14 protein-coding genes are annotated in these 13828 nt (G+C 43.2%); 8 read left to right on the top strand and 6 right to left on the bottom strand.

Features of this window, described 5'->3' with window-relative positions:
• Positions 1-17: 17 nt before the first annotated feature.
• From pheT to rpmI, 4 genes are all read right to left on the bottom strand, one after another.
• Entirely contained in the window at positions 18-2432 is a 2415-nt protein-coding gene (gene pheT / locus IE130_RS11520) for a phenylalanine--tRNA ligase subunit beta (protein ID WP_189586070.1), read from the bottom strand.
• An 82-nt stretch (positions 2433-2514) separates the two neighbouring features.
• Positions 2515-3570, bottom strand: a complete 1056-nt coding sequence (pheS, locus tag IE130_RS11515) for a phenylalanine--tRNA ligase subunit alpha (RefSeq protein WP_189586067.1) — start codon at positions 3568-3570, stop codon at positions 2515-2517.
• A 461-nt stretch (positions 3571-4031) separates the two neighbouring features.
• Positions 4032-4388, bottom strand: coding sequence for a 50S ribosomal protein L20 (gene rplT, locus IE130_RS11510; protein WP_010197865.1), 357 nt, complete (start codon positions 4386-4388; stop codon positions 4032-4034).
• A 150-nt stretch (positions 4389-4538) separates the two neighbouring features.
• Entirely contained in the window at positions 4539-4736 is a 198-nt protein-coding gene (gene rpmI / locus IE130_RS11505; RefSeq protein ID WP_010197866.1) for a 50S ribosomal protein L35, read from the bottom strand.
• A 675-nt stretch (positions 4737-5411) separates the two neighbouring features.
• Between rpmI and IE130_RS11500 the strand changes: the two genes are divergently transcribed.
• The 7 genes from IE130_RS11500 (at position 5412) to IE130_RS11470 (ending at position 11826) form a co-directional block, all read left to right on the top strand.
• Positions 5412-5855: an acyl-CoA thioesterase family protein gene (locus tag IE130_RS11500; RefSeq protein WP_189586064.1), complete on the top strand. Its 444-nt coding sequence runs from the start codon at positions 5412-5414 to the stop codon at positions 5853-5855.
• 162 nt (positions 5856-6017) lie between these two features.
• Complete coding sequence (gene hisI / locus IE130_RS11495) at positions 6018-6881, top strand: phosphoribosyl-AMP cyclohydrolase (protein ID WP_189586061.1); 864 nt, start codon at positions 6018-6020, stop codon at positions 6879-6881.
• Between the two features lie 230 nt (positions 6882-7111).
• A complete protein-coding gene (gene tatA / locus IE130_RS11490) occupies positions 7112-7381 on the top strand; it encodes a Sec-independent protein translocase subunit TatA (protein WP_189586058.1) in 270 nt (89 codons plus the stop codon).
• 62 nt (positions 7382-7443) lie between these two features.
• Complete coding sequence (gene tatB / locus IE130_RS11485) at positions 7444-8154, top strand: Sec-independent protein translocase protein TatB (RefSeq protein ID WP_189586055.1); 711 nt, start codon at positions 7444-7446, stop codon at positions 8152-8154.
• A complete protein-coding gene (tatC, locus tag IE130_RS11480) occupies positions 8154-9011 on the top strand; it encodes a twin-arginine translocase subunit TatC (protein ID WP_189586052.1) in 858 nt (285 codons plus the stop codon). The genes tatB and tatC overlap by 1 nt, the downstream gene beginning before the upstream one ends.
• Positions 9012-9227: 216 nt before the next feature.
• Entirely contained in the window at positions 9228-10727 is a 1500-nt protein-coding gene (locus IE130_RS11475) for a UvrD-helicase domain-containing protein (RefSeq protein ID WP_189586049.1), read from the top strand.
• A 76-nt stretch (positions 10728-10803) separates the two neighbouring features.
• Positions 10804-11826 carry a tRNA dihydrouridine synthase gene (locus IE130_RS11470; RefSeq protein ID WP_189586046.1) on the top strand — a complete coding sequence of 341 codons (1023 nt, stop codon included), beginning with the start codon at positions 10804-10806 and terminating at the stop codon, positions 11824-11826.
• Between the two features lie 46 nt (positions 11827-11872).
• Here IE130_RS11470 and IE130_RS11465 read toward each other — a convergent pair whose 3' ends face one another.
• Positions 11873-12298: an MAPEG family protein gene (locus IE130_RS11465; protein WP_189586043.1), complete on the bottom strand. Its 426-nt coding sequence runs from the start codon at positions 12296-12298 to the stop codon at positions 11873-11875.
• Positions 12299-12312: 14 nt separating this feature from the next.
• Positions 12313-12726 (bottom strand): OsmC family protein, encoded by a 414-nt coding sequence (locus IE130_RS11460; RefSeq protein ID WP_189586040.1) that lies wholly within the window; start codon positions 12724-12726, stop codon positions 12313-12315.
• Positions 12727-13266: 540 nt separating this feature from the next.
• On the opposite strand from IE130_RS11460, the gene IE130_RS11455 reads away from it, so the two are divergent.
• Entirely contained in the window at positions 13267-13788 is a 522-nt protein-coding gene (locus IE130_RS11455; RefSeq protein ID WP_026037137.1) for an RNA pyrophosphohydrolase, read from the top strand.
• Positions 13789-13828 lie beyond the last annotated feature (40 nt).

Raw genomic sequence — 13828 nt, 5'->3', positions numbered from 1 at the left:
ATTATGAATGTTGTGTGTTAGCTGTCACGCAGTTTTGCAGCATGTTGCTCAGTTAGTGCTTGTACCACCTTGTCAGTCGCTGTTTTCACAGCTTCATCAGACAAGGTCTGCGATCTATCCTGCCATATTAACGCAAATGCCAGTGAACGCTGACCTGCCGGTACTTTATCACCTTGGTAAACATCGAATAACCATAGATCAGTCAATAGCTCACCTGCGGCAGCACGAATCGTCGACTCTAATGCCTGTAAACTGATCTCGCTATCTATTAAGATGGCAATATCGCGGCGTACTTGTGGGAATTTACTTGGCGTGGTAATCGCCTGCTGTTCACGAGCCAGTGTTAGCAAAGGTGCAAGGGATAGTTGGGCGACCCAAGTAGCCGGTAAGTCTAGCTGTTTGGCCGTATTAGGATGCAATTGACCAAGCCAACCGACATACGCATCATCGATGTATAATTTGGCGCTTTGACCCGGATGTAAGAAGGCAAGCTCACTACGCTCGTAGCGGATACGCATGCTATCGATTTGCGCTGGTAGCAGTTGCTCGATATCGTGCTTAAGGTCATAAAAGTCTAGCGCACGGTTTTGATAAGCTTGCTCATCCCAAATATCACCGACTGCGACCAAGGCAATACTTGGCGTTTGTACCAAATCACTAATACTTTGACCAACAAAGCTAAGACCTGTTTCAAAGAAACGTACGCGTGGCTGCTGACGATTAAGATTGTATTGTACACAAGGCAATAAACTTGATAGCAAAGTACGGCGCATCACTGCTAAATCACTAGAGATAGGATTGGCTAATGCCAATACTTCTCCTAATGCCTCATCATCAAGTAACGCTTCTATTTTTGCGTCACTAAAGCTAAAGCTGATCGCTTCCATATAGCCATTATCGACCAGTGCTAGCTTCATCTCGTGCGTCAAGTCTGCCGTATCATCATAATCCATGCTGACTTGCAAATGCGGCAACACGCTTGGAATATTGTCATAGCCATAGATACGAGCGATTTCTTCGATGAGATCTTCTTTGATACTCATATCAAAACGATAAGAAGGCGGCGTGCAGATAAGGCTATCCGCTTGCTGCTCTACCTCAAACCCTAATTGGGTTAAGATACGCCCCATAACCGCTGGCGCTATCTCAATACCGATGACATCACGAACTTTAGCGATTGGCAAAGTGATTGGTGCACGGGCTGGCAAGTGCTCAGTATTTTCTGCTTCGACTATAAAACCTGCCTGACCACCAGTAACGCTAGTAATCAAATCAACAGCACGCGCCAGTGCCAGCGCTGGTAATTCAAAATCTACCCCACGCTCAAAGCGTTGTGAAGCATCAGTGTGCAAACCAAAACGGCGTGCACGAGCGGCAATAGCAAGCTGACCAAAGAAAGCGCTTTCTACAATAATATTGGTCGTGCTATCAGTCACACTACTACGCTGACCACCCATGATACCAGCAAGAGCAAGAGCGCCTTTATCATCAGCTATCACCAACTCATCGCCCGTTAAGGTAATGGTTTGCTCATTCAGCAAGGTAATGGTCTCAGCAGGATGTGCCAAACGAACCACGATATCACCAACAATGGTATCGGCGTCAAAAGCATGTAGCGGTTGACCCAATTCCATCAATACATAGTTGGTCACATCAACCAAAAAGTTGTGCGAGCGTAGTCCTGATTGAACCAACGCATCTTGCATCCATTTTGGGGTATCAATGCTACGATCAATACTGCTGATTGATTGTAATAAATAACGCGGGCACGCTTCAATTGCACTGACCGTTACCGCTGGCGTAGCAGTATCAGCACCGTTATCAGTAACTACCACATTGGTAGGAATCTCAGGCAGCTGCATTGGCAAGTCGTTAATGACTGATATTTCACGCGCAATACCACGGACACTAAAACAATCACCACGGTTTGGTGTGATAGAGATATCCAGTATTTGGTTATCGAGACCTAAATATTCACGGATATCTGTACCAATCGGCGCATCAGCTGGTAGCTCAAGAAGACCATCAATGCTATCGGTTAAATCAATCTCAGACGCACCGCAGAGCATACCGTTAGAGTCGACACCACGTAGGTTGCCATTTTTAATTTTAAAGCCTTTCTTGTCATCGCTTGGGAGCACTGCACCAACGGTCGCAACAGGTGCTTTCATACCGACGGTGACATTAGGCGCACCGCATACGATTTGTAGCAGCTCAGCTTCACCGATATTTACCTGTGTGACGCGTAGCTTATCAGCATCTGGATGTTGCTCGACGCTGACGACTTCACCGACGACCACACCACTAAAGGCACGGGCGACCGCATAGCGATCATCAATCTCTAGCCCTGCCATGGTGAGTTGTTCGGCCAACTGCTCACTGGTATTGTTGGGGTTTACCCATTGACGTAGCCACTGCTCACTAATTTTCATAAATATCTCGGATCAGAATTTTATAATAAAGATTTTAGAATAAAGGATGACGTATTAACCTGTTATATCAACGAGGGAAACGTTAGCCAAACTGTTTTAAGAAGCGTACGTCGTTTTGGAAAAACAGGCGCAAATCATCAATACCATAATAGAGCATCGCAAAGCGCTCAATACCCATACCAAAGGCAAAGCCAGTGTATTTGTCGCTATCAATACCGCAGTTGGTCAGCACTTGTGGATGCACCATACCGCAGCCCATGACCTCAAGCCATTTGCCATTGTCATCTAAGATATCAACTTCAGCAGAAGGCTCAGTAAATGGGAAAAATGACGGACGGAAACGAACGGTTAATTCTTTGGCAAAGAAAGCTTCTAAGAACTCACTAATCAAGCCTTTTAGCTCAGCAAAGGTACTCGACTCAGTAACCATAAGCCCTTCTAACTGATGGAACATCGGCGAATGGGTTTGGTCCGAGTCATTACGATAGACGCGACCGGGACAAATAATACGAATCGGTGGCTCATTCTTTTCCATGGTGCGAATTTGCACTGGACTGGTGTGCGTACGCAACAAATAATGCGCATCAAAGTAGAAGGTATCGTGCATCGCGCGTGCAGGATGATGCGATGGGATATTTAGTGCTTCAAAGTTATAGTAATCGCTCTCAACTTCAGGGCCTGTGGCGACGTTAAAACCTGCTTGTATAAAATACTGCTGCATACGCTGGGTAATCATGGTCACTGGATGCAAATGGCCTTTTTGACCACCGCGAGCAGGCAATGTAATATCAATGCTCTCGCTTGCAAGCTTGGCATTTAATGCCGTGACTTCCAGCTGCTGCTGCTGATTGGTCAACGATTCTTGAATACGGCTCCGCACTTGATGTAACCAGCCACCGTAAGTTTTTTTATCGTCGCTGCTGAGCTTACCCATCTGCTTTGACCAGCCGGTTAATGGGCTCTTTTTGCCAGTCAATTGCACACGCAACTCTTGCAGCACACGCGCATCAGTTACTTGTAAGATTAAAGATTCAGCAGCACTGGCAAATTCAGTCAGCTGAGCTTCATTTAGCTCATTGAGCTCTGAAGACAAAGTCGGTAGCGCCGACAAATCGTTGGTGGCAACAGGGGTAGTCATAAGACGCATCATTCCTGATTTAAACAGACTATTAATTGTAGGGACTTGACCAAATATTGCAAACCATTTACCCAGTTACTTTTAATTAGTTATTCGTATTTAGTTATTCGTATTTAGTTATTCGTATTTAGCTACTTTCAATTAGTTGCTCGTAATTAGCTATTTTTAATTAACTGCTTTTGTTTCGCTAATTGTACCTAACTACTTTCGAATAACAAAAAATAAGTACCAGTTATGTGAATGGCTTGAATATTTAGACGATTAAATGTGCAATATCACGAAAAGCACAAGAAGCTTAAGCATTAATAAAATTAGTCGTAAAATAATTTAATATAAAAAAAGCCACCGACCAGCGGTAGCTTTTATTAATATCGACCTATTAATCAATATTAGTCCTATTCGTTTAGATGCTTAATCAGATAAGCGTTATATCTACTTAATATCTAAAGGATAGTTAATATTTATGCTAGTTCCGCTTTTGCTTTTTCAACCAATGCTGTGAAAGTCGCTGCATCATGCATAGCGATGTCAGCAAGTACGCGACGATCGATTGAGATGTTGGCTTTTTTCATACCATTGATAAAGCGGCTATAGCTTAAGCCGTTTAAGCGTGCACCAGCATTGATACGTGCAATCCAAAGACGACGGAAGGTACGTTTTTTGTTGCGACGGTCACGATAAGCATATTGACCAGCTTTGGTCACTGCTTGTACCGCTACGCGGTAAACACGTGAACGGGCACCGTAGTAGCCTTTTGCGCGCTTTAAGATTTTTTTGTGACGACGATTCGCCTGTACACCACGTTTTACACGGGCCATAAATTACTCCAAGATATTGTTAATCATTATTAAACGAATCACGATGTCATCAAATAGTAGACATCGTTATCAAATTGCAAGGTCAAATATTTTTAACTAAGTAGCTATGAATTAAACAGCGCTTGATTAAATACATATGACGATAGGCTATTAGATGTATGGGCACATACGACGAACTGCTGCTTCGTCAGACTTGTCCACCATCTTAAGACCGCGCAACTGGCGAATACGCTTAGCTGATTTCTTGGTCAAGATATGGCTTTTGTTTGCTTGCTTACGCTTGAAGCCGTTTGCTGTTTTTTTGAAGCGTTTAGCTGCACCGCTTCTGGTTTTCATCTTAACTTTCATGATGATTTGCCTCTTTGTCTTTAATAGAACCTGGTCGTCAAATAGTTAAAATGAATAGTGGCTTTAAAAACAACCACTAAACCTCTATTTGCCTCGAGGTGGGAGGCGCTATTTTAGCAGATAGTGTGCTATTTTGCCAAGTAAAGTTTCAGCCCTGTCCTAATGGACAATTCATGCTTGTCATTCGTCTTAACAAAAGTACATGTCCTAGCCGTTTTAAGCGTCATAAAGACCTTTCTTTTTTAGCTACCATTAATTTATAAGATATAAATAAGATAAAATAGCGCTAATAACCATGCAGCCACGATCAATTATTTACCATAAACCATAAACCAGACACAAGGCTTCAGCGCTCTTTGCCTCATTTCATATTTGTTGCTGGATAAAAACTCATGTCAGGTACTATTGAATAGTGTTCGATAGCACCTGACATTATTGAAATCTCTATAAAGCTTCATAAACCACGAATTTTTTTGTAAATAGATTGAATCTCGGTTTAAGCTGTGCTTAAGTAGAGACTGAGCGTCGCAACATTTTAAGTGCCAATAAACAACGCCAATTACTGCATCTACTGACCGTAGATCATACGATGCATGTTTATTTTTAACTATTCGGCTAGCTTGCCAATTGCTCAACAGAACAACTGATTATGGACAATCACTCTAGGAGACGACGTTGTCAAACCAAGAACTAAACTTTGATGACGGAATATTTGTGTTTGAAACGGTGATGCGAGTGCGCAATACCGAAATTGATATGGGTCAGCATTTAGCACTGCAATCATTGACCGCCCTACTGACTGAAGCAATGCAGCGCTTTTTATACTCTAAAGGAATTAAAGAGATCAATGCCGATCATCAAGGCTTGATTATTAATAAGCTACAGCTGAGCATTTTTAGCTGTGTACGGGCACGTGAAGAGCTTCTGTTTGAGGTCGGCGTTGAGCCATTATGTGATAATGGTGGCAATATTGTGTTTAAAGCCATGCGTATGCACAATGGCGAAATAGTAGCAAAGGCAAGGCAGCATTTTGTCAATTATGATTTTCGCCTAAATAAAATAACCACGCTAGATAGCACGATTAAGAAAGCCTTATACCCGCATTTATTCGAGCTTTAACTTTTCTTATACCATTCACAAAAATTAGAGTAGCAAGGAAAACGAGTGTAAGTGCTACGCATTGTAGACTAAACGAGTTTGACACCGCTAATCGTACTTTTTGAGCTTGGTAGTACTAACCAATTACTTACCACTTTCTAATTATAAGACGATAGACAGATTATGACTTTACCTGCTTGGCTGACTGCCATAAAGTTTAACGCTGATGGTTTGATTCCTGCGATTGCTCAAGATCACGAGTCAGGGCGCATTTTGATGATGGCCTGGATGAATGCTGAAGCACTTCAATTAACAGCACAAACAAAAACTGCCGTGTATTTTTCACGTTCACGTGCCAAGCTATGGCATAAGGGCGAATCATCAGGGCATACTCAGACTGTCCATGATATTCGCTTAGATTGTGATGCTGATGTGATTGTGTTGAGTGTGACTCAGGCTGGTGGTATCGCCTGTCATACTGGTCGCGAGTCTTGCTTTTACCAGCGTTTGGATTTGTCTGGGCAGACCCCTGAATGGCAAACCGTCGATAAAGTACTAAAAGACCCAGCAGATATTTATCAATCTTCTGAAGCTTCTGGCGCTACTTCTCACAGCCATAATACTGATACAAACGATGCTATGAATGCGGATAGTACGAATAACGCAGTTGAAGATCATAATACCGCAACGGGTAACACCTCTATTTTACAGCAGCTTGATAACGTATTGGCAGAGCGCAAACAAGCGGATGCCGACAGCTCTTATGTGGCAAGTTTATATGCAAAAGGGTTGAATAAAATCCTAGAAAAAGTGGGCGAAGAAAGCACAGAAAGCATTATCGCTGCCAAAGACTTTGCCAATTGCGATGAGAAAACTAACAAAGCACAATATGACGAGGCTCGTCATGAGCTCATTTATGAGGTTGCCGATGTCTGGTTTCATACGTTGGTGGGGCTAGCGTGGTTCGATATAGAGTCAGACGCTGTGTTAAACGAGCTGGGTCGTCGCTTTGGGCTATCAGGCATCGACGAAAAGGCCTCGCGATAACTTGTGACACTATAAAGTTAATACAGTAACGATAACGGGCGAAATCGTAAAACAAATCTCTACTTGTTTTGATTATGATTGCTTTCACCTTTTTGTCACAATGGCAGGTTATAATATAGCTCTTTTAGCTTCGCATCTTTTATCTATATTTTTTGTTTAACAGATCAGTATTCTATAAAATAAAAGCATTCATATATAGATATTACAATCAAGACATTAAGGATATCATTATGGGCAGTTTTTCCATTACACATTGGCTGATATTATTGGTGGTAGTGGTGGTCGTATTTGGCACCTCAAAACTTAGAAACGCGGGCAAGGATTTGGGCGGTGCCGTCAAAGGCTTTAAAGAAGCGGTCAAAGATGAGAATACAGAGCATGCCAAAAAGCATGCAGTTCTCGACCATGATGGCAATGCACACCCAACAGATCACGCGGCAACCAGTAAGGTGCAGGATAGCGATATCAATACTGCACCTGTTGACGATAAGCACCATTGATAATACCAAGTATAGTGCTGGGTATGATACTGCTGGCATCTAGATAGTGATAATCAACCATTATGTTTGATATTGGGTTTTCTGAATTACTCCTCTTTGGCGTCATTGCCTTAATTGTCTTGGGCCCAGAAAAACTGCCACAAGCAGCACGCACTGCTGGGCAGTGGTATGCCAAAATTCGCCGTACAGTCTCTACCTTACAGTCTGAAATAGAGGCTGAGCTAGACCTAGCTGAAACACGGCAACAAATGCAAAAAGAGCTGGCTAAAATCCGTGAAACTGAGGCAGAAATGCGGCGTGAGATGGCAGAAATGCGCGGCAGTATGCAGGAGTTTGAGTCTTCACAAAACCAGACTCTGAAAGCCACGCATGATCTAGACGCTGACCATCGCAATAATAAAACAAGCAATAATCAGCAAGATAGTAGTGATCAAAAAAACACGCCACCTGTCACGCCAAAGGCGTTTGACTACGCCTACGAGCAGGACGAAAAATCAGCAGATTCTGAGCAATTATTGAAACACGGTACTGACGACGAAACCTCAAAAACTGCCTCTAGTGATAATATTCAACAAATTACTCAACCAACTGCTCAAATCATCACCACCAAACCGTGGGAAAATATGTGGTTCCGTCTGGGCGCTTATGATAAAGCGCGTCGTTTGCCGCAGCCTCCCTATTTACCGAATTACAAAGCGGATAGATTATTAAACAGTCATTTAGATCCTTCTTTAAAAACACAGGCTTCTGTCAATAAGCAGGAGACTGATTGATGAATTTATTTAAGCGCAAAAAAAGTCGTCAAGAAAAAATTGCAGATGCAGATTTAGAGAAAGTAACTGAGACAGCCAGTAACGAGAAATCTGGTGATATATTAAGTTCATTGGCTGATATGCCCATCACTGAGCACCTCATTGAGCTACGCTCGCATCTGATCAAAATATGCGTGGCAGTGTTAGTCATATTTTTAGCCTTGGCTGGATTCTCACGCGAGCTCTATAATTTCTTATCCGATCCATTAGTCGCGCAGCTACCCGCCAATTCGACGATGATTGCCACGGATATTACCTCTAACTTTATGGCACCAATACGCCTGACTGTCTTTGTCGCTGCCTTCTTTGCCATGCCTTATATTTTGTACCAAATTTGGTCTTTTGTCGCACCTGGGTTATATAAAAAAGAGAAAAAAATCGCTATCCCTGTGCTGATGTCATCTATCTTTTTGTTTTATGCGGGCGTGGCTTTTTCTTACTTTATCGTGCTAAAAGGCGTCTTAAAATTCTTTATCATGTTTGCCCCGCAGAATGTCTTGCCAATGACGGATATCGATAGCTATTTAAGCTTTGCGCTTAAGCTATTTATGGTGTTTGGCCTGACTTTTGAGATTCCCGTCGTCACCTTACTATTGATATTGGTGGGGATTGTCTCCATTCAGACTCTAGAAGATAAACGTCGTTATATTATCGTTGGTTGTTTTGCCGTGTCTGCAGTCGTCACACCACCCGATGGCGTGTCGATGTTGTTACTCGCCATCCCTATGTGGTTATTGTTTGAGCTGGGTCTGTTATTAGCAAAAATCTTAATCAAAGAAAAGTCTAGTCCTACTCTCGTATCGACAGACAAAGAGTAAAACACTTATCAGTCTAATCCAGACTAAAATAAAGTTATTGATTACATATAGCTATGCGTTAAACTACCATTACACCGTTTTATTCTTGCCTCATTAGTCAGCTGATTGCTTACTATCACGTTTTAGCATCACCATCATCTATAAGCCATTGTTTACCCAGTGGCTTTTTTTGCCCCTTTTGTTTTTAATCAATTTTTGTATTTAGGTAGCTTTATTATGTCCGCATCTATGCCAGCTTATATGAGCGATCCCACTGACGAGCAGCTGAGCGCGCTGAATATGGCGATGGATCACAAGTCGTTTAAAGTGGTCGCTTATGCTGGTGCCGGTAAAACCACGACGCTAAAACTAATCGGTGAGCGCCTACGTGGACGCGGCTTATATTTAGCCTTTAACAAAACAATTGCCAATGACGCTCGTTCAAAGTTTCCATCCCATGTGGAATGTCGCACCTTTCATTCGCTTGCTTATCGGCATGTCGCCCGTGATATTACTGCCAAGCTGTCTTTACCGCGCTTTTCACCCAAGCGTCTTGGCGACGATTTGGGCCTGCAACCGGTACAAGTACGCCGGCAAATGGATGGCATTAATAAATACATTACGCTCACGCCTGCGAGATTAGCTCGATTCGTTAGTGATGCAGTCAGCAACTTTTGTAGTACACATGCCAGCTATCCAGCACCAAGGCATATATTGTTTCCGAGTTGGCTTGATGAGTCTGATGCAGAGCAATTACGTGAGATGCTCTACCCTGCCGTAGAGCAACGCTGGCTACAGTCGATTGATGCACGTCACCCCGCTGGTATCGGGCATGACATTTATCTCAAACTTTGGGCGCTATCTAAGCCAAGTATCCCTGCGGACTTTATCTTATTTGATGAAGCGCAAGATGCTGACCCACTGATGATGGGAATTTTGACGCAGCAACCACGACAAGTCATTTATGTCGGCGATGCGCACCAGCAGATTTATGAGTGGCGCGGCGCAGTCAATGCGATGAAAAAACTGCCATTGCCGCAAACATTATTGACGCAGTCGTTTCGTTTCGGCGAACCGATTGCTGAGGTTGCCAACACTTTGCTCAAAGCCTTACAAGAAGAGGTACCATTAAAAGGCAATCCTAACAAGCAGTCTTCTACTGAAAAAGGTATGGTTCATAGTAAAAAAGATGCCATTCTATGCCGCACCAATGCCGCTGCGATGTCGCAATTATTGACCGGACTTAAGCTAGGACACCGCGTGGCATTGCAAGCCGATACCGAGCGTATGCTGAAATTCTGTCAGGCCGCCGAAAATTTAAAAAATGGCAAATCGGCGTATGGTGTGCCAGAGCTGGCATATTTCTATAACTGGTCTGATGTACAAGAATATGCTGAAACCAACGAAGGCAGCGATCTCAAAACTCTGGTGAAATTGGTCGATGACCATGGCACCAATGTATTAAGCCAAGCAGTTAATAGTTTGACCAGCATCGAAAATGCCGACTATGTCATCTCTACCGCTCACAAAGCCAAAGGGCTTGAATGGGGAAAGGTACAGTTAGACGATGATTTTTATTATGATGTCACCACCAATGCCGTCAAGATCAGTCCAGAGGAATTGCGTTTGCTCTACGTTGCTTGTACACGTGCGCAGAGTAATTTGGACATCCATAATATCAAAGACTTGATATCAGGCTTACAGACAGGCAAAAAAGTGATTTTTGGCAATACTTAATCCCTCTTTATGGTTGTCAATTTGAATCCCTAATCTGCCTCTATTTATAACGACCTTTTAGCAGTGAATAATAAGCATGAATAATAGTCAGCAACTTCAAGCACGTCAAAACACTATCCGTCAGTTATTTGCCAATCCTGTCCGCTTACTGGCGCCAATGGAAGGCCTAACCGATCCATTGATGCGACAAATCCTAACGCAGATTGCAGCAGATTTAGGTCGTCCCTATGATTGGTCAGTGAGCGAGTTTATCCGCGTGACCCAACACGTCTTGCCAGCGCATGTATTTTATAAATACGTTCCAGAGTTGCGTCATGATGCCAAGACCGCCTGTGGCACACCGATTCATTTGCAACTTTTAGGCAGTGAAGCGCAACTTATGGCAGACAACGCAGCATATGCTGCCGAGCTTGGTGCACCTGCCATTGATATCAACTTTGGTTGCCCTGCTAAAACGGTAAACAGCCATCGCGGTGGTTCAGTATTATTGGATGAACCCGAAACCATGTATCAAATTATCAATGCGGTGCGTCAAGCGGTACCTGCCGACATTCCAGTCTCAGCTAAGATACGTTTAGGCTATACCGATACCAGTCGCATGGATGATATTCGCGGCGCTATTAACGACAGTGGTGCTGATTGGCTGACCATTCATGCACGAACCAAAACCCAAGGATATAAGCCGCCAGCCTATTGGGACAAGATTCAAAGCTTTAATGCACTTGATATTCCCGTCATTGCCAATGGCGAAATATGGCATGCAGAGCATGCACAGAACTGCATGACGCAAGCAGGTACAGAGCATTTGATGTTGGGTCGCGGCGCGGTCACTCGTCCCGATTTGGTTGCTCGTGTGGATTGCGGTTCAAATGATGCTATGCTGAGCGCGGCAACATTATCGTGGAAAATGCTGGTCACTCATCAGATAAAATTTTTGGAAGGTCAGGCTAAAACTGAAGTGATATTGGTTGGTCGTTACAAGCAGTGGCTCGCGATGCTCACCAAAGGTTATAGCGAGGCAAAAATATTATGGGACAGCATCAAACGAGAAAAAAATAAAGCAGTTATCATTAGTGCACTACAAATGAGTGTACGATAATCATAACTGCTTCTCTCAAACTGGCACCTTAACGAAACAAATGATGCTAAACACTCACTCGAATAGCTAGATAGAATAGCATCAAAGAACAAGCCATCGATAACGCCCAAAGGATAGAACGAAACATCGCCAAATTAGTAATATAAGCCACGCAAAAACCGATACGAATCAACACATATAGCCAAGCCAATACATTGATAATCGATTGCGGCACAAAAAATAGCATCGCTGTTATTACTGCGGCCAAAAATATAGGCAAAGTCTCATAGCTGTTTTGCTGTGCAGCATTAGCTCGTGCTGCAACCCCTGTCGCATGCTGAAAAAAATCACGTGGATGCGCATTATCTCTGAACTTAAAGCCGCCAGATGCTTTTGCAACTATTGATACCACCCATGGCAGTAAGCTTGCTACCACCATCGCCCAGATCGCTGACGCTGCTGTATCAGGGATTAACCCAAAAAATACATTCATTGTTCTATTTGCCCCTACCCTACAATCACTTCAAAATCGTGGGTAATATTCACCCCACCTTGTACCAACATTCTACTGGCAGAGCAGTATTTTTCTGCTGATAAATGAATGGCCTTCTCAACCTGTTTGTCTTTGATATCTTGCCCTGTCACAACAAAGTGCATGTGAATATCGGTATATACTGCTGGTACAGTTTCGGCACGTTGCGCGGTCAGTTCACAACGCACGTCTGTCACCTCTTGGCGTGACTTTTGTAAGATCGCTACCACATCGTAGCTCGCACAGCCACCCAGCCCTAGTAAGATCAGCTCCATCGGGCTTGAACCTTTTTCTTTATCAGCATCTATTTGTACATTATGTCCTGATGGTGACACGCCCATAAAGGCTTTGTTCTCTTGCCATGTGACGCTTGCTTTTGACTCTGACATTGTAGATATTCCTTATTTTAATTGACGTATTGCCTATTTTTTATTGTTTGAAAGATATGCCGCTTGGCTAGTGTAGCATAAGCCAAAGCGAGATTTTATACAGCCATTGTCTTAGGATACGCCCTCCATTCGATCGATAATGATCTAAATGAATTCAAAGTGAGAACACGCCCTAGATTATTCTTGTCAGATTATCGCCATGAGCGCTCGGTGAGTCTGTTTTCGAGGGTACACTTTCGCTAGCCAGACTCGTAGCCTTACACTGAACACAGATTTTTTACTGTGACCTAGGTTTGTCTTAATAATGCCTAAAATCGGCTTACAAAAATCTATTTCTAACTCACTGATTTTAAAGGACTAAACTCGTGAAACATTTTATAGCAAAATACTGTTACACATTTTGCTTGTTTCTTGGTTTAATAACGGTAATGAATCTTATTTTTACCTGATATCGATAACAGTCACCCTATAATAATTATGATTGCTGTCACGGTGTTATGTGGGAATAAGCTATTTTTAGACATATTAAAAGGTTTAGTCATGATAGATGCAGACGGCTTTCGCGCCAATGTCGGTATCATCTTGGCAAATACACAAGGGCAAGTTCTGTGGGCAAAACGCATTGGTCACAACGCTTGGCAATTTCCGCAAGGCGGCATCGACCGTGGAGAGACGCCGATGGATGCGATGTATCGCGAACTCTGGGAAGAGGTCGGTTTACATCCGCGTCATGTGGACTTATTGGCAGTCACGCAAGATTGGTTGCGCTATCGCCTGCCAAAACGCTATGTCCGTCACGGACAGCACCCTTTATGTATTGGGCAAAAACAAAAGTGGTTTTTGCTGCGCTTAGATGAGCCAAATACTCAACACATCCGCTTTGATGCGGGAAAACCGGAATTTGACCATTGGCAATGGGTCAGCTACTGGTATCCACTCGGACAAGTAATTCACTTTAAACGCGGAGTATATCGTCGCGCCTTGCAAGAACTGGCACGCGAACTACCACTTAGACAAGAGCTTATTATTCCTGAGCAAGACAATCACTTGTTAATGGAGTAAGTAGACAGTTTAATACAAAACACATGCTCACATTGATATC

Source organism: Psychrobacter glaciei, assembly GCF_014652895.1.
Taxonomy (GTDB): domain Bacteria; phylum Pseudomonadota; class Gammaproteobacteria; order Pseudomonadales; family Moraxellaceae; genus Psychrobacter; species Psychrobacter glaciei.
This window is presented reverse-complemented; position numbering and strand designations above follow the sequence as displayed.